The sequence below is a fragment of the Candidatus Sarmatiella mevalonica genome (assembly GCF_016751895.1).
In the GTDB taxonomy this organism is placed as follows: domain Bacteria; phylum Pseudomonadota; class Alphaproteobacteria; order Rickettsiales; family Rickettsiaceae; genus Sarmatiella; species Sarmatiella mevalonica.
Map to the genome: position 1 here is coordinate 1 of NZ_JACVVM010000012.1, position 22,598 is coordinate 22,598.

Here is a 22,598-nt window from a genome sequence, read left to right on the forward strand (position 1 = left end):
AATCAATTTGCTGAATTTATGAATGCAATCTGTTTTAATTTAAAGCGTTTAACCGTCCTTGCTGCATAAAACAGGTAAAAATACATCTATTTAGGCTTATAACAAAACTAAAACAGCTAAAAATGAGATTAATTTCTGATTTGACTAAAAAAACTATGCAGTTTTTAATAGCAAAATCCTTATAAAATCACTCAAACAAAAATTTTAACTACAAAATTTTCAAAATCTCATCTTACAACGGTCCCCTAATGTAAGCGCTTGCAGTAGTATATTATGCATCATCAGATGCATCATCAGAAAATAGACCTCTTGCATAACCTAAAAATGAAAGAGGAATTTTTAGGAAAAATGATGTTGAGTGCCGCAGCATACTCTAGTATATGAGGAGCGCAAAGGAGCTTTGACAACAAAATTACCCCACGGAATAGGTGATGCGAGAGGTCTAATACATCCTCATACTACTTCCAATCCCCTATATTCAAAACGCTTCTACTACCTCTCACTACATAAATTGTAGGGTACTATGGTCGACACCATCTAGGACAGCAAAAACTCTTTTAATTTTGAAAATCTTTTATTTTGTTTAACGTTAGTGACGCACAGTTTTAAAGCCCGCTTTTCGCCTACTACCACAACCATTTTTTTACCTCTAGTAACTCCAGTATATAAAAGATTTTTTTGTAGCATTACATAGTGTTGCATTACCATGGGGATAATCACTACAGGATATTCTGAACCCTGAGATTTATGTATCGTTACTGCATATGCTAAGGTAAGTTGATCTAACTCGCTGTATTCATAGTTCACAATGCGTTCATCGAATTCTATTGAAATAGTATGATTATTTTGATCGATGAGTTGAATAAAACCTATGTCTCCGTTATACACATCTTTATTATAGTTATTTTCTATTTGCATCACTTTATCATTTTTGGCAAAGATCTGTCCATAACTCATAATACCAGAATGCGCAGCATTAGGATTTAATTTGTTCTGTAGTAGATGGTTCATATTACGCACCCCACTCTCGCCCTTTTGCATAGGGCATAGCACTTGCACATCTCTAATGGCATCAAATCCTTTTCTGCTCGGTATATGAGTGCTGACCAAATGAGATATAAGAGCGCCCACTTCTTCGCTACTTTTATGTATAAAGTAAAAATCAGAATCTGGTTCGTTATTCAGCAATGGCATTTTCGCTTGATTAATTAAGTGCGCGCTGGTTACAATTTTGCTTTTTTTACTCTGTCTAAACACTTCTGTAAGTTTGATGCTGCATACTACATCAGATTCTATCAAATGCTCTAATACTTTACCCGGACCAACAGATGGCAATTGATCTACGTCACCCACCATAATGATTGCAAGATTAGGGCAAGATTTTAATAATAAATAAAAAAGTTTAGTATCTACCATAGACATTTCATCTATTACTAAACAATCGCCCTTAATGTCTTGTTTCTGAAAAGAGCCTAACCCGATGAGGCGATGAATAGTGACTGCTTCACACTCTGTTGCCTCCTGCATACGTCTGGCAGCTCTGCCAGTGGGTGCGCACAATTTAACACATACCGCAGCCTTCCGTAAAACTTCGATTACTGTACGAATTAAAGTTGTTTTACCAGTGCCAGGGCCGCCAGTAACTATTGAAATTCTACTCTTTATAATTTGTTCTAAAGCGCATTTTTGTGTATCAGATAATGCGCAGTCTCCAGCTTCTCGCGCAATTTGCATTAACAACTCGCTATCCCATCTTGGTTTTTTGCAAGCCAAGTCTTTAATTCTATGAGCGATATACTGTTCATATCTGAAATATTGAGGTAAGAAAATAGCCTCTGCACCTTCCACTTCATCCAAAATCAAATCTCCACCATTGCAGCCGACATCTAAGGCTTCTTGTAATCTTTCGTGAGTGATATTGCCTAACAATTTTTCTACTTCCTTATATAATATGGGTAGAGGGAGACAGCAATGCCCTTGCGTGCTGGCTTCTAGTAGCGCGTAGTTCATTGCCGCTTTGGTTCTAACTAAAGAATCAGCTGCTATACCTAGTTTTTCTGCAATTTTATCGGCCGAGACAAAACCAATACCATGAATATCTTGAGCAAGTCTATACGGATCAGATTTAATAACTTCTATCGCATTTTCGCCATAGGTTTTATATATTCTTCCTGCTTTGGTTGTTTGTATATCGTACTGGCGTAAAAAAAGCATGATGTTACGTATCTCTTTTTGTTCCTGCCATGCTTTGCTGATGTTTTCTACTCTAGATGGGCCAATACCTTGTATTTGTGATATAGCTTGTATGTTATTTTCTATAATGTCGAAAATATTAGCGCCAAAAACTTCCACTAATTTTTTGGCAAAAACTCTACCGATTCCTTTTATTAATCCGGAACTTAAATATTTCTCTATTGCATGCAGTTCTAGTGGTATTTGAGATGTGATTTGGTGCGCACAAAACTGTCTTCCATATTTTGCATCTATCTTCCAGTAACCAGTGGCAGTGACATACTCTCCCACATGAATCGAGTCTACTTTAGCAACTAGCGTGACTTCTTGTTTTTTAACTAATATTTTGAGTATGGCAAAGCCATTATCCGAATTTTGGAAGACTATGCGTTCTATGGTACCGCTAATACTATCGCCTAATCCAAGAGTCACGTTGTTTTATTCCTGATCTTGCTCCGCAAATTCCGTCATCTTCTCAATTTGCTGCTTGTTTAATCTACGCGGGGGGCCATAGAGAAGTGGACTACGAAACTCAAAAAGTTTTTGATTGAAATGTTGAACCGGTTTGATGTTTATAACATCTAGACAAGTTTCGATTTCGTTTTCTAGTAATATTATTTTAGTAAGTTTTTGAGCAACTATATCAAAAACAAAAACTATGCTCTTTTGTACACTATCATTTGTTACCTCTAACTGAGCGATAGTACCGTCACTCAATGCCTTGCTAATACGTAACTCTTGTTGACTCGCAAGATCAAGTGTGTCATCCAACAATATAGATAGCATATTTTGGGATGCGTCAAGAATGGTTACTTGTTCCATATCGTAGTCATACACAGATATGCGCTTTTTATCACCAATAATTAAGAGGGGAAAAGGGGCATAATAGTTCAATCGAAATTTGCATGGTTTGTCTATGAGAATCTTGCCACTATTTGTTGTACCATTGCAATCAATTTGAGTAAAGTCAATACTTAGCTTGTTATGTTGCGTAAGATAATCGCATATCATCTGTACTACTGTTTGATCTAGTAATGCATTTGCATCAGTAGAGCTTACGTTTAATTCAGACGTGATATCAGGCGTGATCTCACTACTAGTAGCAGCCGCATAAGCTATCGAACCAATAGAGATGGAAAAGCAAAAAACTCTTAATGTAATAAATAATATTGAAATAACTCTTGTCATTTGATGACTCTAATAAATTATATTTGATTGTGAATATTAAAACTTAAGATTAAAGATTTTTGATAGCAATAACATATAACGAATCCGTGAATAACTTTACTCTTGGTAATAACGCTTGTACCTCTGTAATTCTGAACATTCGCATATACCGCTTTAACCCCAAAAGTTGACAAAATAATCAGAAGTAATGGTTTGAAAATTATTAGCGATTAAAGTTTCTAACCCGCGTCTACATTAGACCTGTTGCGTAAGTAAGAAAGTAAGCTATGAACTTAAAAAAACACAGAGTATGTTAGGTATAGAGCTGATGTGTTTTATGCCACCAATGCTTTATTATAAAATCCATTTTTGAAATTAATAGCCTTGCGTTTATTACGGTAACAATTCGATAAAATGCGAAAGTTTTTAAGTTGAGCGATAATATTTTCAACTTTTATACGTCTTTTAACAATTATCTTATTATATATTTTTTGCCAGTAACTCAAGAGCTTTTTCCTTCGTGTTTTTATCGGTGTTTTGACGTTCTTGCAAAGTTTCTTTAACCCCTGATATCCGGAATCAGCATAAATATTGGTATCTATCGGAAGACGATCTTTCTGTTTATGAATTTTAAAATCATGAACCTTGCCGTGGTAGGATTTCAGTCTTAAGCGTGTACCTACGTTTCTTACCAGAAAAATCATCTTTTTGTTTCTTGCTAGGCCTTTCAATTATTTGCTCCGTTACATCTATTAACTGTTCAGTCTCTTCACAGCTTAGAGCGCGATTTTTTCTATCGCAACCAACTTCGCGACCAATCGTTCCAAAGTTTTAATTTACCAAAGAAGCGCTCAATAATATTGCGTTTTTGTGCAATAGACCCACTGCGTAAGTTTAGTTATTGTGCTCGGAGAAGACGCTGCTTTGATAAGCTGTTTCTGCTAAGCTGCAAATTTAGCATTTAGAAATTCATTTTTGAGATTTAATATTCCAGCTATTATACTAAATTTTAATTTGAGTTATCGTATTTTCTATTTTTATCATTCTTTTAGCAACAATCTTATTATATTCCTTTTATACACTACTTAAGTATCGCTTTCACTTCTTCTTAAGAGGTGTTTTTGCATTAGGGCAAAATCTTATGTATCCTTGATATTTCCAAGTCCGCATCACCACTGGTGTCTATTGCTATATGATGCTGTTCTTGCAAATCTTAAAGTCGTGCACTTTGCCCTTATATGTCTTTGAAAAGATTGCAGATTTTCCAGTCAGACGTTACTCTAATTTTTGTTCTTCTGAAGTATACCTCCTCTTTTTTGCCAGAAAAGCACTCCTTTTGTTATTTACTAGGGCGCGCTATCACTCTATTAACTATACTGCTTCATCGTAAGTTAAAGCGTGATTCTTTTTTGATAGCTACAAGGGCGCGCCTCCATCAGTTCTTGCATTTGTATACTATACGTACGGTATATAACAGTAGCATCGTAAACATTAGACCTGCCGTGTAAGTAAAAAGCAAAACATAAGGGGTAATTGAAATATTAATAATAATTAATTTCGGCATCAATAACACGTTCTATTAAGCTGTACTAGTTTGAATTTAGAGCGCTACTCTTCATTCTGTTCTAGCAGGAATTTGTTGGTATTGAATTCATCAAGCTGCGCATTTGCTTTGTGCTCTAAATCCTTTTCATACTTGGTAATTCTATTCTTCATAGCTTGCTCAAACTTCTTTAATTCAGCAAAATGATCAAATAAAACCTCCCTCTCCTGCTGGATTCTATTTTCGATATTTTTTAACTCTAGGTTTAATCTATCTTCTCTCAACTTCAAACTATCAAGATAACTAGCAAAATTAACGCCATACTGCACAACATCGATACTGCTATAGCGCACTATCTCATCTTTCCTTTGCTGCCGCAGATCCGCTATAGCTCCCATAAATACTAATCTTTGCTCTTCTAGAGAGGCAATTTTAACCACTAATTCATCTATTTCGCGCTGCTTTAGTTTAATTAAAATAGCAAGAGATTTGATTGACCGCTTCATATTAACTAGACCTGCTGTGTAAGTAAGATTGTAGGAGATAAGTTTGAAGATATAACAATATCATACAACAAGATTAACAGACATTCAAAGATTTTTTTAAGACTGCTTGGCGTAGAAAAAAGAAGAATTTGATATTTTAACGAGTAAGCTCGAGCTAGAGTGGCTGCAAAAAGTTATAAAATAAGAGACCTGGAAGGAAGCATTGTTGCCATCAAAAGTAGACCTACTGCGTAAGTAGGTATAGTAATTTAGGTTGTATTAGATATTTTAAAGAAATAAGAAATAGCCTCATATAATTGATTAAATTCAGTAATTTGATTTTTAATCCATCGTGTCGTATTAGCCCAAAATTTCTCTATTGGATTCAGATCTGGTGAATATAGAGACAAAAAAATGATCCTGCAATTTACTGATTCAATCAATTCTTTTGTCTTCTTAGATTAGACCCGTTGCGTAAGTAAGAAAGTAAGTTATGAACTTAAAAAAACACAGAGTATGTGAGGTGTAGAGCTGATGCGTTTTATATCACTAATGCTTTATTATAAAATCCATTTTTGAAATTAATAATTCCAGCTATAATATTAAACTTTAAGTTATACGCCTTGCGTTTATTACGGTAACAATTCGATAAAATGCGAAAGTTTTTAAGTTGAGCGATAATATTTTCAACTTTTATACGTCTTTTAACAATAGACCTCTTTCGAAACTCGCTCATGATGCGCAAATGCGAGGAGTATACGAAGCACAGAGCCGCAGCCATGCATGAAGTACGTGAGGACTTGCGCATCGACAGCGTCGCCACAGTTGCCATCAGGAGTAGAGTTAGGAAAGAGGTCTAATTATCTTATTATATATTTTTTGCCAGTAACTCAAGAGCTTTTTCCTTCGTGTTTTTATCGGTGTTTTGACGTTCTTGCAAAGTTTCTTTGACCCCTGATATCCGGAATCAGCATAAATATTGGCATCTATCGGAGGATGATCTTTCTGTTTATGAATTTTAAAATCATGAACCTTGTCGCAACAGGTCTAGCCTGAATATTGCATGATGGTAGAATTAAGCATAAGTTTCTGGGGGGTGTTCATGCTAAAACCTAATCTTGCACAAAGAATTGACAAATGAAAGCCAATAGCGTTGAAGACGTGTTAATTTGTTCTCAGGTGAATGTGTTTTGATTGCATAATTTATTTCTTCAACATAATCTCGAATAAATGGAAGCCCTTCCCCAATAATCATTCCATGACCTTTTAAAATAGTTAAATGAATTTTTAATGCGTAAGGATAGTAGGTTTATAAGATAAGGTCAAAAAACTTGATAGTCGAGTTTTACGGTTTGGGTTTGGTAATAGACCTCTTTCCTAACTCTACTTCTGATGGCAACTGTGGCGACGCTGTCGATGCGCAAGTCCTCACGTACTTCATGTACGCTGCGGCTCTGTGCTTCGTATACTCCTCGCATTTGCTCTTAATTGAGCGAGTTTCGAAAGAGGTCTAATATACGATATGATTGATTTGGATAAAATTCCTTGCAAAAAATCATCAATTTCGCAGAAAATATTCTCTATGAGCGCAAGAACGATACCTCGTAGTGGATGGTTTAAGCTTGTGCTCTATCATTAACCCCAGGTTGCTTCAACCCTCTTTGTTAACTTGCATATTATTAACTCTTACGTCGAGCTTAGGTTAAATAGTGTAGTCACAAGATAAAAAGTACGTTATAAAGAATCATATTTATTAAAGGTTGAAGGTTGTTTTATATGACTGCACCGCATCGTCGACACGATATATCGGATAGAGTTTGGAGCATATTAGAGCCTCATTTACCTGGAAGAGTTGGGTCTTGAAGGAGGTAAAGCAGAAGATTTTATATGATCTTAGCTATATCATTTAGGGTAGATCTATATAAGAAACTGCTTCAAACAGGCTAAATATAAAGCTCAATAGATTTAAAAGAGTTTGGACCTTTATCGACTTTAATTTCGCCCCTATTCTTACATAGATTGCAGGGCGCTATGGATTCGTGTAAGTCAGGAGTAAATGGGCATGAGAGCGCAATGAAAAAACAAAAACATGAAGCGCCAACCGTATGAAGCCAAGAAACAAGGGCTTTGAGGCAAAAGCTACGACAGAGGCGCCGCCATCTAAGAGCAGAGTTTAAAAAAGGGGTTTATTGAATCAATTGACAGCTATGAATCCATCACTACTTCGCGTCTCCAACAAAAGGCATGAGCGCCAGCAAGCGAGCTATTTTTATTTGTTGTTTTAGCAACCTCTGTCTTTTTGCAGATACCCCAGTAATACGACTCGGCAATATCCTCCCTCTATTAGACACAAACTTCAGCAAAAGATCAAGATTTTTATAGTCCGGCAGTACAGCGTCTGGCGCAGAGAAAGGACATCTATTATTTCTTTTAGTGAAGACCGGTCTTTTAAAGGAATCGCCACCTCTTTTTTTATGAAAAACCATAGTTTTTTACCCTGATGACAAGTAAGTTTATAAGTAAGTTTATTATTAACTCTAGTGTATTTTGTTTTAACCCAGAACTAGGACTAGCGCTAGCGCTTTTTACTGAAGCCTTTTTCTAGTTTACTTAGATTTTTAGTTTTATACTGAAGATCTATCTAAGAAACTTATGCTCTCGCGTTATTATATGCAACAGTAATATCTATGCTTTTTTCTTCCGCCACATCACCGCCACCTTCCTTGAGAATACAAGAAGGTTGATCAAACACTTTATCTCTCTTAAGTACCATATGCCTAATTACATCTTCATTAGCGCGCATGATCTTGTTAATAGCAAGAACTGCCTCCCTTTTGCCCTTAAAAGAGCAAAAAGAGTAGTGACCCCTCTTATTATTACCTATCTTGTAAGCTAAATGGCGCAAGCCCCAATACTCAGAACGCACAACAGAACCCTGGTGCTTTGCTATAATTGCAGTAACCTCTGCCGTAATTTTATCTATTTCCGTACTGGAAATATTTTGCCTTACTATAAAAACTAGTTCGTAACTATTCATCATTTATTCATCTGATTCAATAGATTTAAAAAAACATCAAACGCTTTGGTAACTAACCTTATTTTTACCCCAAAAAACGCCTATCAACAGTCTTGCGGGGCGAAAAAATAAAAACGATAATATGCATTATAACAGAATGCTAAGGTGATTTCAAGTACTCTACGCTAGAGAAATAAAAATCGTTTTTGTTAATGCTGTTATGTTAATTTGTTTGTTATATATCCTTGCAATTAAAATAAAAATTTAAAGAAAAAATAAAATAAATTCAGAGCACAGTAAGAAATTATGCCCATCACGCCTTCGCAGATTTTACAGTATCGCGCCTTTAGCAACGCAATAAGAGCACTTACATTAGATGCAGTGCAACAAGCAGCCTCTGGACACCCTGGCATGCCTATGGGTATGGCGGATTTTATGAGCGTGCTGGTGTATGAATTTTTAAAATTTAATCCGCGTGACCCGCTTTGGCACGATCGCGATAGACTAGTGTTATCTGCTGGCCATGGCTGCATGCTAATATATGCATTTTATTATCTTACTGGTTATTCGCATTTTACGCTAGAAGAAATCAAAAATTTCCGACAAATTAATTCTTGCACCCCAGGTCACCCTGAATATTTAAGGCATGAAGCGAACAAGAGTTCTTATCCTGTAGAAATTTCTACCGGTCCTTTAGCCCAGGGTCTTGCTGGGGCGGTGGGAATGGCATTAGCGGCCAAAAAAAACAATCACAATCATAACATATATTGCATAGTTGGCGATGGTTGTCTCATGGAGGGATTGTCTTATGAGGCTATGTCTTTCGCTGGCCATTTACGCCTAGAAAACCTAATAGTAATTTTTGATAGCAATAGCATTTCTATAGATGGCGCTACGCACCTGGTGATTTCAGAAGACCAGGAGCTAAAATTTAAAGCGTTAGGTTGGAATTGTTTGCAGGTGGATGGGCATGATTTTCAGCAAATATACGATGCATTAGCAAAAGCAAAAAATAGCGAAGAACCAACCATAATATGCGCCAAAACCGTTATAGGCAAGGGCTGTGCGCTTGCTGGATCAGAAGTAGCTCACGGTTCACCATTAGGTGAAGGAGTGGCAGAGCAATTCAAAGAAGAGAATGGTTTGCCGATGCAGCCGTTTGCAATAAATGATGATGATTTAAGGGGTTATAGGCGAATATGGGAGCGTAATGCAATATCATACGATGTATCTATCAGAACTCTTCTTGAAGCTCATGCAACCCAAAAGCAAATGCAAGGAGTATACAAAGCACGGAACGTTGGAGCGTATATGAAGTTGAGTGAGGATTTGCACATAAATAGCAGAGCATTAGACGGTTTTAATGACATAGCTTATGCATCTAAACCCGAGGCAACTCGCACGTCGTCTGGTAAAATACTACAATATCTTATGAGCAAGAACTCCCCTATTGCACATTTAATAGTTTGTGGTTCGGCGGATGTATCATCTTCCATCTGCGCCAAAAACCCCAATGCTAAGATAATTGATAAATTAAATTATCATGGTAATTTTGTGCATTATGGTATACGAGAGCATGCGATGGGCGCTATAATGAATGGCATGGCATTATGCGATCTACTGCCAATCGGCGGCACTTTTTTTGTATTTTCCGACTACCTTCGCCCATCTATTAGAATGGCAAGTTTGATGGCTCTGAGGGTGATATATATCATGACTCATGATTCTATAGGGGTGGGGCAAGATGGCCCAACGCATCAACCAGTAGAGCATCTAGCTTCCTTTCGTGCTATGCCAAATTTAATAGTGTTGCGACCGTGCGACGCTCACGAAACGTTGGAATGTTGGAAGATTGCTTTGAATCAAACAACAAGACCTGTGATGTTGATTTTAAGCAGACAAGAGCTACCTCAGGTAAGTCATCCTTTATGTTTCGCATATAAAGGCGCCTATTTGCTGGAAAAATTTAATAAACCCATTTTCGAAACTCGCTCAAATCAAAAGCAAGTGCAAGGAGCAAATGAAAGCACAGAGCAGCGCTTTCGATACAAACAAGTCAGAATTTTTGCTAGTGGCTCAGAGGTACAGTTAGCATTAGATGTAGCTAATAATCTGCGCCAGCTAGGTATTGGTTATAAAGTTATTTCAGTAGTATCATTTGAATTATTTTTTGAGCAAGATCCTCAATATATCGCATCTATTCTTGGGCATGATAATTGCACAGAGCATGATACACCAGAATTACTTGTAGCTATAGAAGCTGCTAGTAGCTTGGGGTGGCATAAGTTTATTGGTCGCAAAGGTTTGTTTTTTGGCGTAGATAGCTTTGGAATATCAGCGCCAGCATCGCAAGTATATGATGCGCTAGGTCTAAACAAAGCAACTATTACTACAGCTATTATGAATGAGGTTCAATCTTCATGAAAAACATACGATATTCTCTGCAGGAAGTATTAAAGGACGTGATGAATAAACAGCATCCCCTTTTGTTTGAAATAGTATGGAATTGGCAAAAGATAGTGGGTGATGATATAGCATTGGTGTGTAGACCAGTGAAAATAAACAAGGGTAGGCGTAGCTGTCTACACGATTCTGGTGCATATATGGAGACGCTGTATTTACAGGTAGTTGATATACATTCAAGATTCTTGTTAGATTATAAAAGAGAGTATATAGTGCAAAGAGTACAGTTATTTAGTGGTTCACGTGATATTGAGCGGATTGTGTTTTGCTAAATATGCTATGGAACTCGCTCCTTCAATTGCTTTTGTGTAGTTAAAAATGAAAAAAAATATAGCTAATTATCTTACTATACTGCGTATTGTAACAGTGCCAGCAATCGTAATAGTGATGTATTTCGACCAACGCCCAGTTGCACATAGAATTGCAGCAATTTTGTTCATATCAGCTTGTTGCACAGATGCACTCGATGGTTATCTTGCACGGAAACTCCATACCGTCTCTAATTTTGGTAGAATCTTTGACCCCATAGCCGATAAACTGTTGGTGGTAAGCGTTATTATTATGCTTATTAAGCATCAGAAAGTGTCGCCGATACCATGTTTATTAATTCTTACCAGAGAATTTTTTATTTCTGGTATAAGAGAAGCTCTAGCTCATCTTAATATAGCAATGCACGTAACCTGGGTTGCAAAAGCAAAAACCGCTATACAGATGATAGCATTAGTGGCCTTAATACTTGGCTCTGCTGGCTCTGGTCTAGCTTGGATGGATTGGGTAGGTAAGATAGCAATTTGGACAGCTGCGGCGCTAACGGTGGTGAGTGCTATACATTACATCATGAAGTATAAAAAGCATTTGGAATAGATTGCTTTTAAAGCGTTACTTGCCACCTTTATCTGCCTTGCACTTCCTGCTACTTCTTGCTTACAGAGAGTTTCGATCAAAATTCTAAAGAAGTTTAATTAAAAGCATCGCGCGAGATAAGAGGAATATGCATACTTTATTACCACATACTTTGTTTTCTTTTATATGGTATTTTTTAAGACCTTATAAATACGCCGCCTTTCTTTTTATTGTGTTTGCGGTACTTTCTGGTTTTTGGGGGCCTTTAAATAGCCTGTTAATTAAAAAAGTTATTAATTTATTGCCGGAAGCGAAAACGAACGACTCTATACTATTTTTGCCAGCAACCATGATTACCGTAAACTTTATTATTCTTGGTAATTTAACGTGGAGGGGGATAGGGTATATCAACAAAAAATATCAAGGTGTGATCAAAAATCAGATCATTAGATCTACTTTGGCACATTTGCTGGATCGTTCACATCAGTTTTTTCAAGACAACATGTCTGGTCGTATTACTAGCCAGATCATCACCTTAGCAGATAATATCGAGCGCATTGTTCATCGCATTTCTTTAGATTTTATTCGCGGCTCTTCTGTGCTGATTATCTCTCTTATTACCACCCTGAATGTGAATATGATATTTTTTTATATTCTCATCTTATGGTTTATTTGCTTCACAACTTTTAGTTATCTAATGTCTAGGCGCTTAATTAACTTTGCAGACCAGCATGCGCGTAGCGAAGCAAAATTATCTGGGCAGTTGGTGGATGTGCTCATGAATCAGAGTAATGTGCGTGCTTTTGCGCGTAGCGCTTTAGAATTAGAGCGTATGGATGGTTTTTTGCGCACTGTGTTGGCGGCATTTCGAGCCAAAGAAAATTTCGTGCTGATGTTGTGTGCAATGCAGGGCATTACAATAGCTGTGATGATTGCCTTTGCTACTTATTTTTTAATTCATCTTTATTGCCTAGATTTAGTTAGCGCTGGCGATTTTGCTCTCATTCTTGGTATCGTAATAGAGGTAGGGTATATTACCTGGCATACTATGTCTAGAATCGATGATTTTAATCAAGCATATGGTAAGTGCAAGCAAAGCCTTACATCTCTCATTGATTCGTGCGCGTCAAAAAATCTTGATGTTGATAAAGAGTTGATGTGCATTAACGGGCAAATTATTTTTAGTAACGTTAAATTCCATTATAAAGGCGAGGAGCCATTATTTCAGAATAAATCTATAGGAATAAAGGCGGGACAAAAAGTTGGACTCGTAGGTTACTCTGGGAGTGGAAAATCGACTTTTGCTAATCTGATTCTAGGTTTATATGAGATTAATGATGGGGCGATTTTGATTGATGAGCAAGACATTAGGCGTGTTACTAGCGAATCGCTACGTTTAGCAATTAATATGATACCGCAGGATCCGGTGCTTTTTCATAGAAGCTTGATGGAGAACATTCGATGCGGCAAGAAAGATGCGAGCGATGAGGAGGTGATACAGGCAGCAAAGAAGGCGCATGCGCATGAATTTATCACTAAATTACCGAATGCATATAATTCCTTAGTGGGGGAACGCGGCGTAAAGTTATCTGGAGGGCAAAGGCAGCGTATTGCTATAGCTAGAGCGATCTTGAAAAATGCACCTATATTAATTTTAGATGAGGCTACAAGCCAACTAGACTCTCTAACAGAGAATCTGATTCAGGATAGCTTGTGGGACTTAATGCAAGGTAAAACCACTTTGGTGATAGCACATCGCCTCTCAACTTTATTGCATATGGATAGAATATTAGTTTTTGATAGAGGAAAGATTGTAGGGGACGGGTCACACGCAAAACTCTTGGTTGGTTGTGCGCTATATAAGAATTTGTGGGACGCGCAGGTTGGTGGGTTTTTAATGGATTAGACCTTTTTCCAAACTCACTCAATTAAGAGAAGATGCGAGGAGTATACGGAGCGCAAAACTCCTAAGTGTACTAAAGTACGTGAGGGCTTACGCATCAAAAGCAATGATGCAGTTGCGTAAGTAAGAATATATCGCCTAATGATAGAAAGAGGTTTTGATTTTTCAAGACAGAAGGTATATATGGAGTTTATTTTAACACAAAACTACTCCATATATGGCAATATCGCGCACAAGAATTAGGAAACATCCAAGAATTTTTTTAAGATTATTTGGCATTAGTTGCGAAGAATTTGATATTTTGCTGGAGAAACTTGAAGTATCATGGGCAAAGAAAGTCGTTAACAAATACAAGAGGCCTGGTAGGTTTTATGTTTGGGATCGATGTTTCAAGGTTTTAAAATAGACCTCTTGCATAACCTATTCCGTGAGGTAATTTTGTTGTCAAAACTCCTTTGTACTCCTCACGTACTAGAGTATGCTACGGTGCTCAACATCATTTTTCCTAAAAATTCCTCTTTCATTTTTAGGTTATGCAAGAAGTCTAATGGATGCGAGTGATGTTACTCTAGGTGTTAGATGCGGTGAGGGTAGGAGGTGAAAAAGGAGGGCATGTGCCTTTTAGCTCTGAGCTCCTTTTTCATCATTTTGTGTTGCTGTTAGCGCTTAAATCCATTCGCTTTTTCATTGTATTGAGATCTGCCCGTTGGATTTTGGCCTTGCGAATGCTGCGCATTTTGTCCGTTTTGGAACGCATTTTCCATTGACGTCGCCTGCTCTGTGGGTGATGTGGGCGGTTTCAATAGAGAGCGTGTTTCAGTAGGAGCCCTCCTCTCATCAAATATTCTTTCTTTTTTGCGCTCTGGAGTGGGTGTGGCAATCGGATCGGACGCACTTATCCCGTTCTGTCTAGTATAATTGCTTGTTTTTCTGCTTGAGCTTGTTTTTCTGCTTGCTCTATTGCTCGCTTTTCTTCTAGGGTAGCCCATCCCAGCGCAACTCGCGCTTTACCTATAACTAGATTAAAATCAGGATGCTTTAATCCACGTTTATCAGCTTCTTGAATATTCAGTATTGCTTCCTTTCGATACAATTCCTTTTGCTCCTGATAACCAGTAGATTCTGCTAGCTGCAAAAGTGCGTTAGATCGCTCTATATAATCTCTAGGATTCTTCCCATTCCCAGTCCTTATCTTCTCATCCAAAGGCTCCATCACTTGTTGAAATCTCCGCTCTTCTTCCGTTATTATTCCTGGTACAACAGGTAGATGATCAAATTCTCGCACCTCAGATTTTACTCCACCTGTCTTATTAAGTTTTTGCCTCTTGTCGTTTATAATACCTTTTTGTTCAATAGAACAATTGCCAGCATGGCCCAATGGTGAGCATGATCATAGAATATTTGCACGTCCCCTCGTTTGCCTAATGCACTGCATGCATCACCACCGCCTAGACAAGCTTCGTACTGAAGCTCTATTAATCGCGATTGAAGGTTCTTCAGCTCAACATATTCTGGTGTCTCTACAACTCCTCGAACATTTCTAACGCGTATGTTTTGTATCACTGGTTCACCTACAACTTGCGCGTTTTTATAGGCTTCAAGCGCTTTGTATTCATACCCCAACTTTCTGAGTATGTTACCCATGTTAACGTATGCTCTAGTACTCTCCTCTGCGCCCCAACTTCTTGCTTCATACTCTGAGCGTGTAAAATCTGCCTGTAGTTTTTTAAGCTTTGATACGGTCTCTACATTTTCTCCAGTAAATTCCGTAGCACCATACTTACCATTATGCATCCCCATGTGATATTTCGACGTGGCTGCTGTCTTTCCTCCGAGCCCTTCGCCTTGCACATCATCGTAACCCAGCGAACTCATGAAAAGGCTTTGACTTTCCTCCCGACACAACTCCAGTTGTTTTCACGTAAACTCTGGGTCTATCATCTTATCAAAAGGCATTTGCAGCATTTTTTCTTTTTCTTTGTAAAGTTTCTCTGCTTCCTGAACTAACTCAAAATTGCGTGACTTCTGCATCAAGTTGGTTTTTATCTTATTATCTATTATATTCATCTGCTCTTGAAAATTCGCATCAGCCAATGGTGCGACTCTCCGTCCGCCTCTCATCTTATTATCGATTATATCCTGCGCCAGGTTGATCCAAGGTAGAGGATGAAATTTCGGTTCAACAAAACTCCATCTACCTCCATTCTTGAGCTCAGTCATTCTTACTTCTAACTCAACACGTCGAACACCGGACAAATTCCCGCCAAGAACGGCGGAATACTCTGCTTCTGCTTTCTTTAACATCCCGCATTCATTATAGATATCACCGCACTTCTCGCGTAATTCCGGATTGTTTCTATCAAGCGCTATAGCTCTTTCATACGCATTAAGCGCTTCATACTTATACCCCAACTCTCTAAACATATCGCCCAGGCCAACATATCCTTCCAACTCCTCAGCGGGAGTTCCGGTTTGCGTTTTTTTCAGCAATGCAGCGTATCTCGCTTGATATTCTGATTTTTCTTGTTGAGTTATCTCCCTCGTCGTATTCCGTTTCATATCAATACCTCATTATAAATTCATGTTCTCTCATCCATGAGACTACCACTGATGTTTTCCGATACATCGATTCAATAATATCTTTCCAAACTCACTCATGATAAACAAGCGCAAAGAGCGAATGAAAACACAAAACTCTCACCGCGCATAAGTTGAGCGTGAAAAAGAAGTCTATTCCGCAATACAGCGCAAAAAACACTCACCATCCCATCTACCTTAAAAATTTTTATAAATTCTACCCCCCATATCTTGCTAGCATATCTATGCATTACACCCCCACTAAAGCAATATATTCTTTGATGTACTGGGCTTCTGCGAAGATAGTCAACGCTACATCTTGTGTGTTGCGTATTGCCTGAATGCCCTTATACTTAATCTACAAATACCTTGATGAAATACACTTCTTTTCGAAAAACTCTATTCCTTGCAAGTAATTATTAGCCTCGCGAAGGTTTAATATTTTTCGATTCCAGAAGCTAATCCAAGGATTTTACAGTTAATAATTAATTAATAATTGCATTACACAAATTGCTATAGATTATGAATTCAAAAATTTGCCCTACCAAAAACTACAACATACAAATCGATCATAGTCGCGATGCGCTGCTCTCTGAATTTGGCAAGACAGTGCTGAAAGATCGTTATTTAAGTGCAAACGAAAGTTTTCAAGATTTATTTGCTAGAATAGCTATATATTATTCCAATAATCAATCTCACGCACAAAGGTTATACAACTACATAAGCCAGCTATGGTTCATGCCAGCCACCCCAATCTTAAGCAATGGCGGTACCGATCGCGGGCTACCCATCTCCTGCTTTCTAAACGAAGCGGAGGATGATTTAACAAGTATAGTAGACATGCTCACCGAAAATGTTTGGCTAGCATCTAGAGGTGGTGGCGTTGGTAGTAATTTATCTAATATACGAGCTATTAATGAGCCTATCGCCAATAAAGGCCACTCAGCTGGCATCATACCATTTAGCAAGGTAATAGACTCCCTCACCTTAGCCATCTCTCAAGGTTCTATCCGCAGAGGTAGCACGGCCATCTTCTTACACGTTTCGCATCCAGAGATAGAGGAGTTCATAGACTTAAGGCGGCCAACAGGTGGCGATGTGAATCGCAGAACTTTGAATCTACATCATGGCGTGATGGTAACAGATAAGTTTATGCATGCGGTTGAACATGGACTGGACTTTGACCTAATCAGCCCCATGACCAAAAAGGTAACTAAAACCATCAAGGCACGCGAGCTGTGGGTTAAATTGTTAGTTACGAGAGTAGAAACTGGCGAACCATATATAGTTTTTATCGACACAGTAAATCGATATATGCCTCAATTGCAAAAACAACTGGGACTCACTATTAAAACCTCAAACCTGTGTAGCGAAATTACTCTACCTACCGGCCTAGACCATTTAAATAACAAAAGGACGGCGGTTTGTTGCTTATCTTCGTTAAATTTAGAATATTTTGATTCATGGCATCAAAATCAAGATTTTATCCCAGACATCATGTTCTTCTTAGATAATGTGTTAGAAGATTTTATCCACTCCGCGCCAGAGTCCATGAAACATGCCAAATATTCTGCAATGCGCGAAAGGAGTGTTGGGCTTGGGGTGATGGGTTTCCATTCCTTCTTGCAACTCAAAAACATCCCGCTGGAGTCAGTGATGACCAAAGTATGGAATGACAAAATTTTCTCCTACATCCATACAGAAGCTCAAAGAGCAAACTTAATCGTGGCCAATGAGCGCTCCTCTTGCCTAGATGCGCAAGATGCTGGGGTGGTTTGCAGGTTTAGTAACACCACCGCCGTCGCTCCTACTGCTTCTATCTCTATTATTGCTGGCAATAGCTCGCCTGGCATTGAGCCCTATGCGGCTAATGCTTTTTTGCAAAAAACGTTATCCGGCTCTTTTGCAGTATACAACAAATACTTACTTAAAATATTAGAAGATTTGGGTCGGAATACTCAGGAGGTATGGAACTCTATTATATGCCACGAAGGGTCTGTGCAGCACTTAGACTTCCTGCCTGATCATGTGAAAGATGTATATAAAACCGCCCATGAGATTGACCAGAACTACCTGGTAGCCCTAGCGGCACAACGCGCACAGTATATTTCGCAAAGCCAATCATTTAATGTATTTGTGCATCCAGATATTAGCAAAGAACAGCTGCATGCCATTCATTTTAGAGCGTGGAAGATGGGGGTGAAGAGTATGTATTATTGCAGATCTAAGAGTATTGGTAGGGCGGAGAAAATTTCTATTAAACTGCCAGCAAACTCGCAAGAAGGTATCGCAGCGCCAGATTTTGGAGAATGTCTTGCATGCCAATAGTATAGCATCTCAGGGTTTAGGTAAGATTGGAAGCGAGGAAGTGATGATAAATTAACAGCCTAAATATATTTTGTTAACAACATATGTATGCTTCATTTGATACGATGCGTCAACAGTTTTGTAGCAAATTACTTTGCTATGCGACATACATCTAAAAGTTTAAGTGGTATCGATTAAAGTACGTTTACTTATTGAACGCATAACATGATATAATAAAGATAAGAGGGTGGGAATACTACTGGAGGTCTAGAGGTGCAAACCTTTTGTTCAAAGCAAGCCTACAGCATATATACTAGCTTCTTCTTGTTTTTAGCTTCTTCTTGTTTTTAAATAATAGAAAAATAAATTAATGTTAGGTGTTCATGAAAACTATCACAGCCTCAGAATTGAAAAAGCGATTTGATAAAGACGAAGTGCTACTTATTGACGTGCGAGAGCCAACGGAGCATAAAACCGAATGTATTGATGGCGCATGCCTCATACCACTAGATGAAATCAATGTAGAGAGATTACCATCAATCAAAAGACCTATCGTTATTTATTGCAGGTCGGGCAAAAGAAGCGCAGATGCTTGCATAAAACTCTTAACCACTAGTCCAGATTTAGATGTTGCTTCGCTTGAAGGCGGGATTATTGCTTGGAGTCAAGCGGGTTTTAATGTTAAAAGATCAGGCTCTAATATTTTACCTCTTGATCGACAAACCCAAATTATCGGCGGATTTATTGCATTTTTTGGAACGCTACTTGGAGCCATGCTCCATCCTATTTTTTATATAATACCGGGATTTGTGGGTGCTGGACTCATGTTTGCAGGCGTAACGGGCTGGTGTGGCATGGCGCGATTACTTGTGAAAATGCCATGGAATAGATAAATATGGAGATATCTGGTTATATCGCTCTAGCAGTTATGGGTATTACTTTGGGGCTAGTTGGTGCGGGCGGATCTATTTTGACGATACCTATCTTGGTTTATCTACTTCAAGTACCAATAACTCTTGCAACAAGTTATTCTCTGGTTGTGGTTGGGTCTACGGCGTTTATAGGGTTACTTCGTTATCGCGATCATATTCTTTTTAGAAAGGCTATATTATTTTTAATACCATCTGCTCTAGGGGTGTTTGCGGCGCGTCGTTTTATTGTTCCAACTTTATCTAATATTCTAGGCCACCTTCTCCTGGGTCAGGTGCTCGTGATTTTATTGATTATTTTCATGGGGATTGCTGGTTACTTCATGATAAAACGTCCAATCCTTGATATACAAAATCATTCACATAAAAAGCAAAATATCAAAAAATCTAAGGTTGTTCTGATAGGTTTAGCTTTAGGAATCATCATGGGGCTGCTTGGCGCTGGTGGAGGTTTTTTAATTATTCCGACGCTTGTTTTGCTAATGCATTTTGCTATGCGAGAGGCCGTAGCAACTTCGCTATTTATTATCGCAATTAATTCATTTATAGGCTTCGTAACTAATCAGAGTCAGTTTATAGCAAGTGATTGGGGTAATTTGAAAAAGTATTTAACCCCATCTCTTTTAGGTATGCTGATAGGGTTATATATTGTCAAATTTATTAATGGAGAAATTTTAAAAAAATCGTTTGGATATTTTATATGGGTCGTTGGTATAGCGATACTCACAAAAGAATTTATTTTATAAAAACTTTATAAAAAAATGAGGAATTTATGACAATTAACATTAAAACTTTTTTCGATTCTGATACAGCAACTTTTACGCATGTAGTAAGCGACGCAGACACGCAAAAATGCGCTATTATTGATTCCGTTCTTGATTATGATCAATATTCTGGCAAAACCAGCACCAAATCTGCAGATCAAGTTATTGCTTATATCAAGGAAGCAAAGCTATCTGTTGCATGGATTTTAGACACTCATATTCACGCAGATCACATTACAGCCTCTTACTATTTAAAGAAAAAACTAGGTGGAAAAATTGGTATTGGCGCAAAGATAAAAGATGTCCTTGCGCTATGGGTACCTATTTTTAATACTAGCAAAGACACCAATCTCGATGCCTCGCAGTTCGATCATCTTTTTGAAGACGGTGAGGTTTTTAAACTTGGAAACGTGGATGTGAAAACATTGCATACACCGGGTCATACACCCGCATGCTCTAGTTACCTCATTGAAGATGCGATTTTTGTAGGTGATACCATCTTCATGCCTGACCTTGGGACGGCGCGCACTGATTTTCCAGGTGGCAGCGCGGCAATGCTCTATGATTCCATCAAAATAATACTCAGTCTACCCGATGAAACACGCATCTTCCTGTGTCATGATTACCCGCCTGAGGGGCGAGGTGTGACGTGGCTTACAACGGTTAAAGACCAGAAAGCAAAGAACATCCTGATTCATGATGATGTATCAAAAGAAGAATACGTTAATGCGCGCAATAAACGTAACGAAGGAAAGGCCGTGCCTAAATTACTACTTCCTTCTATACAAGCAAATTTAAGAGCCGGTACCTTTGGGTTACCAGAAAGTAACAATATCAGCTATATCAAAATTCCAGTAAATGCAATATAGGGCGAACTGCACAATTAACAAATAAACGATTGGATCGGGTTTTATAGTACACAAAATTTGTATGTGTACAAATCAAGATTTGATCTTACATACTGCTACTACAAATCAATCTGACTGTCAGATAAGTTAAGACTATCAGATGTGTTGTTGTTATACATAGATTCATTAGATTTTTCAAGCGCAATGTGCTTTGAGTCCATGAAAGTCTGCATAGGAGTTTTGCCGTAACAATATTTACCTGAATGAGATCTGTGATAGTTGTATTGCATCAACCAGCTATCAACATCTTGTTGCAACTGTTTAATGCTGGTATAGATCTTTTGCCTAAAAGCAGTATCATAGAACTCTTGCTTCATGGTTTTATGAAATCTCTCGCATATGCCATTCCCATAGTACCCTACAATTTATGTAGTGAGAGGTAGTAGAGGCGTCTTGAATATAGGGGATTTGAAGTAGTATAAGGATGTATTTTCTGATGATGCATAATATATTACTCCAAGCACTTACATTAAACCTTTTTTGGGAAAAAGCAAGGATAGAATGTGTTGTCGGAATGATAATTAGCCTAATTGAAAATTAGACCTGTTGCGTAAGTGAGAATATATCGCCTAATGATAGAAAGAGGTCTTGGTTTTTTAAGACAGAAGGTATATATGGAGTTTATTTCAACACAAAACTACTCCATATATGGCAATATCATACATAAAAATCAGGAAACATCCAAGAATTTTTTTAAGATTATTTGGCATTATAATAATTTAGGTTGAATTAGATATAATTTTTCGTTATAATGAAAGGAAAAATGACAAAAAACTATAGCAATGATTTAAGAGAAGAAGTAGTAGAATATTTAGAAGCTGGGAATAGTTATGACCAAGCATCTAAATTATTTAAAATACCTAATTCAACCTAAATTACTATAGCCGCGAAGAATAAACCTCTTGCGTAAGTATATAAAATTGGAAATTACTTACAGGGAGGGGTTGATATTTTTTATAAAGCGTGTATAGAACTTGATTTTTAACCAACAAGAGACTACACACAATGATAAGATACAGTAAAATTGCTAAACATCCAAGAGTTTTTTTAAGATTATTTGGCATGGAGCTAGAAAAGTTTGAAATAATAATAAAGAAGCTAGAAAAAATCTGGGATAAAAGAGTCGTAGGCCAATATAAACGTCCCGGGAGGAATTATAAATTAGGTCTAGAAGAAATGACCCTGATGCTTTTAATAGACCTCTTTCCTAACTCTACTCCTGATGGCAACTGCTTCGTCGCTCCGATGCTCGAGTCCTCACGTACCTCATGTACGCTGCGGCTCTGTGCTTTGTATACTCCTCGCATTTGCTCTTAATTGAGCGAGTTTCGAAAGAGGTCTAATGTACCTTCGCACTTATAGCACAATGATGCAGATAGGCTTTATGTTTAACATTGACGAATCAAGAGTGAGCCGGATTATAAAGAAGCTAGAGCCGCTTATGGCTGGTCTAGTTGCAAT

26 protein-coding genes and 3 pseudogenes are annotated in these 22,598 nt (G+C 37.9%); 14 read left to right on the plus strand and 15 right to left on the minus strand.

The window, feature by feature from the left end; translation table 11 throughout:
• Positions 1-537 precede the first annotated feature (537 nt).
• The 6 genes and pseudogenes from recD2 to Sarmat_RS01765 form a co-directional block, all read right to left on the minus strand.
• Positions 538-2,664, minus strand: coding sequence for an SF1B family DNA helicase RecD2 (gene recD2, locus Sarmat_RS01740; RefSeq protein WP_202149131.1), 2,127 nt, complete (start codon positions 2,662-2,664; stop codon positions 538-540).
• A gap of 6 nt (positions 2,665-2,670) precedes the next feature.
• Complete coding sequence (locus tag Sarmat_RS01745; RefSeq protein WP_202149132.1) at positions 2,671-3,420, minus strand: LolA family protein; 750 nt, start codon at positions 3,418-3,420, stop codon at positions 2,671-2,673.
• A gap of 314 nt (positions 3,421-3,734) precedes the next feature.
• The gene (locus tag Sarmat_RS01750; protein WP_202149133.1) at positions 3,735-4,130 is read right to left on the minus strand and encodes a transposase family protein; all 396 of its coding nucleotides are present in this window, start codon (positions 4,128-4,130) and stop codon (positions 3,735-3,737) included.
• 877 nt (positions 4,131-5,007) lie between these two features.
• Positions 5,008-5,448, minus strand: coding sequence for a hypothetical protein (locus Sarmat_RS01755; protein WP_202149134.1), 441 nt, complete (start codon positions 5,446-5,448; stop codon positions 5,008-5,010).
• Positions 5,449-5,696: 248 nt separating this feature from the next.
• Positions 5,697-5,876 (minus strand): annotated as a pseudogene (locus Sarmat_RS06780) (transposase); the annotation flags it as partial.
• Between the two features lie 92 nt (positions 5,877-5,968).
• Positions 5,969-6,163, minus strand: coding sequence for a hypothetical protein (locus tag Sarmat_RS01765; protein WP_202149135.1), 195 nt, complete (start codon positions 6,161-6,163; stop codon positions 5,969-5,971).
• A gap of 47 nt (positions 6,164-6,210) precedes the next feature.
• Here Sarmat_RS01765 and Sarmat_RS01770 point away from each other — a divergent pair, with 47 nt between their 5' ends.
• The gene (locus Sarmat_RS01770) at positions 6,211-6,378 is read left to right on the plus strand and encodes a hypothetical protein (RefSeq protein WP_202149136.1); all 168 of its coding nucleotides are present in this window, start codon (positions 6,211-6,213) and stop codon (positions 6,376-6,378) included.
• 371 nt (positions 6,379-6,749) lie between these two features.
• On the opposite strand, the gene Sarmat_RS01775 is transcribed toward Sarmat_RS01770, so the two are convergent.
• On the minus strand, positions 6,750-6,905 hold the full coding sequence (locus Sarmat_RS01775) for a hypothetical protein (protein ID WP_202149137.1): 156 nt from the start codon (positions 6,903-6,905) through the stop codon (positions 6,750-6,752).
• A 298-nt stretch (positions 6,906-7,203) separates the two neighbouring features.
• On the opposite strand from Sarmat_RS01775, the pseudogene Sarmat_RS01780 reads away from it, so the two are divergent.
• Positions 7,204-7,287: pseudogene (locus Sarmat_RS01780) on the plus strand (IS5/IS1182 family transposase); the annotation flags it as partial.
• A 359-nt stretch (positions 7,288-7,646) separates the two neighbouring features.
• Here Sarmat_RS01780 and rpsR read toward each other — a convergent pair.
• Positions 7,647-7,913: a 30S ribosomal protein S18 gene (gene rpsR, locus Sarmat_RS01785; protein WP_202149138.1), complete on the minus strand. Its 267-nt coding sequence runs from the start codon at positions 7,911-7,913 to the stop codon at positions 7,647-7,649.
• A gap of 164 nt (positions 7,914-8,077) precedes the next feature.
• Positions 8,078-8,467, minus strand: coding sequence for a 30S ribosomal protein S6 (gene rpsF / locus Sarmat_RS01790; RefSeq protein ID WP_410520490.1), 390 nt, complete (start codon positions 8,465-8,467; stop codon positions 8,078-8,080).
• A 282-nt stretch (positions 8,468-8,749) separates the two neighbouring features.
• On the opposite strand from rpsF, the gene Sarmat_RS01795 reads away from it, so the two are divergent.
• From Sarmat_RS01795 to Sarmat_RS01820, 6 genes are all read left to right on the plus strand, one after another.
• A complete protein-coding gene (locus Sarmat_RS01795) occupies positions 8,750-10,867 on the plus strand; it encodes a transketolase family protein (protein ID WP_202149139.1) in 2,118 nt (705 codons plus the stop codon).
• Entirely contained in the window at positions 10,864-11,178 is a 315-nt protein-coding gene (locus Sarmat_RS01800) for a DciA family protein (protein ID WP_202149140.1), read from the plus strand. Before Sarmat_RS01795 ends, Sarmat_RS01800 begins: the two co-directional genes overlap by 4 nt.
• Before the next feature lie 46 nt (positions 11,179-11,224).
• Positions 11,225-11,770, plus strand: coding sequence for a CDP-diacylglycerol--glycerol-3-phosphate 3-phosphatidyltransferase (gene pgsA, locus Sarmat_RS01805; RefSeq protein ID WP_202149141.1), 546 nt, complete (start codon positions 11,225-11,227; stop codon positions 11,768-11,770).
• Positions 11,771-11,897: 127 nt separating this feature from the next.
• A complete protein-coding gene (locus Sarmat_RS01810) occupies positions 11,898-13,655 on the plus strand; it encodes an ABC transporter ATP-binding protein (RefSeq protein ID WP_202149142.1) in 1,758 nt (585 codons plus the stop codon).
• A 214-nt stretch (positions 13,656-13,869) separates the two neighbouring features.
• Positions 13,870-14,058 (plus strand): hypothetical protein, encoded by a 189-nt coding sequence (locus Sarmat_RS01815; protein ID WP_202149143.1) that lies wholly within the window; start codon positions 13,870-13,872, stop codon positions 14,056-14,058.
• Positions 14,059-14,063: 5 nt separating this feature from the next.
• On the plus strand, positions 14,064-14,213 hold the full coding sequence (locus Sarmat_RS01820; protein WP_202149144.1) for a hypothetical protein: 150 nt from the start codon (positions 14,064-14,066) through the stop codon (positions 14,211-14,213).
• Positions 14,214-14,547: 334 nt separating this feature from the next.
• Here the strand turns inward: Sarmat_RS01820 and Sarmat_RS01825 are convergent, their stop codons facing one another.
• The 4 genes from Sarmat_RS01825 to Sarmat_RS01840 form a co-directional block, all read right to left on the minus strand.
• Positions 14,548-15,030: a hypothetical protein gene (locus Sarmat_RS01825; protein WP_202149145.1), complete on the minus strand. Its 483-nt coding sequence runs from the start codon at positions 15,028-15,030 to the stop codon at positions 14,548-14,550.
• Positions 14,985-15,527, minus strand: a complete 543-nt coding sequence (locus tag Sarmat_RS01830; RefSeq protein WP_202149146.1) for a hypothetical protein — start codon at positions 15,525-15,527, stop codon at positions 14,985-14,987. Before Sarmat_RS01830 ends, Sarmat_RS01825 begins: the two co-directional genes overlap by 46 nt.
• 42 nt (positions 15,528-15,569) lie before the next feature.
• Complete coding sequence (locus Sarmat_RS01835) at positions 15,570-16,211, minus strand: tetratricopeptide repeat protein (protein WP_202149147.1); 642 nt, start codon at positions 16,209-16,211, stop codon at positions 15,570-15,572.
• Positions 16,212-16,306: 95 nt separating this feature from the next.
• A complete protein-coding gene (locus tag Sarmat_RS01840) occupies positions 16,307-16,480 on the minus strand; it encodes a hypothetical protein (RefSeq protein WP_202149148.1) in 174 nt (57 codons plus the stop codon).
• A 271-nt stretch (positions 16,481-16,751) separates the two neighbouring features.
• Between Sarmat_RS01840 and Sarmat_RS01845 the strand changes: the two genes are divergently transcribed.
• The 4 genes from Sarmat_RS01845 (at position 16,752) to Sarmat_RS01860 (ending at position 21,098) form a co-directional block, all read left to right on the plus strand.
• The gene (locus tag Sarmat_RS01845) at positions 16,752-18,557 is read left to right on the plus strand and encodes a ribonucleoside-diphosphate reductase subunit alpha (RefSeq protein WP_202149149.1); all 1,806 of its coding nucleotides are present in this window, start codon (positions 16,752-16,754) and stop codon (positions 18,555-18,557) included.
• Between the two features lie 362 nt (positions 18,558-18,919).
• Entirely contained in the window at positions 18,920-19,429 is a 510-nt protein-coding gene (locus Sarmat_RS01850) for a rhodanese-like domain-containing protein (RefSeq protein ID WP_202149150.1), read from the plus strand.
• Positions 19,430-19,431: 2 nt separating this feature from the next.
• The gene (locus tag Sarmat_RS01855; RefSeq protein WP_202149151.1) at positions 19,432-20,211 is read left to right on the plus strand and encodes a sulfite exporter TauE/SafE family protein; all 780 of its coding nucleotides are present in this window, start codon (positions 19,432-19,434) and stop codon (positions 20,209-20,211) included.
• Between the two features lie 26 nt (positions 20,212-20,237).
• Entirely contained in the window at positions 20,238-21,098 is an 861-nt protein-coding gene (locus Sarmat_RS01860; RefSeq protein WP_207187028.1) for an MBL fold metallo-hydrolase, read from the plus strand.
• 98 nt (positions 21,099-21,196) lie between these two features.
• Here Sarmat_RS01860 and Sarmat_RS01865 read toward each other — a convergent pair.
• Positions 21,197-21,484, minus strand: a pseudogene (locus tag Sarmat_RS01865) (integrase core domain-containing protein); the annotation flags it as partial.
• A gap of 404 nt (positions 21,485-21,888) precedes the next feature.
• Here Sarmat_RS01865 and Sarmat_RS01870 point away from each other — a divergent pair.
• Complete coding sequence (locus Sarmat_RS01870; protein WP_202149152.1) at positions 21,889-22,011, plus strand: IS630 transposase-related protein; 123 nt, start codon at positions 21,889-21,891, stop codon at positions 22,009-22,011.
• A gap of 280 nt (positions 22,012-22,291) precedes the next feature.
• On the opposite strand, the gene Sarmat_RS01875 is transcribed toward Sarmat_RS01870, so the two are convergent.
• Complete coding sequence (locus tag Sarmat_RS01875) at positions 22,292-22,444, minus strand: hypothetical protein (RefSeq protein ID WP_202149153.1); 153 nt, start codon at positions 22,442-22,444, stop codon at positions 22,292-22,294.
• A gap of 35 nt (positions 22,445-22,479) precedes the next feature.
• On the opposite strand from Sarmat_RS01875, the gene Sarmat_RS07305 reads away from it, so the two are divergent.
• Positions 22,480-22,598: helix-turn-helix domain-containing protein (locus Sarmat_RS07305; protein ID WP_207187027.1), on the plus strand; the 119-nt coding region annotated here is incomplete at its 3' end.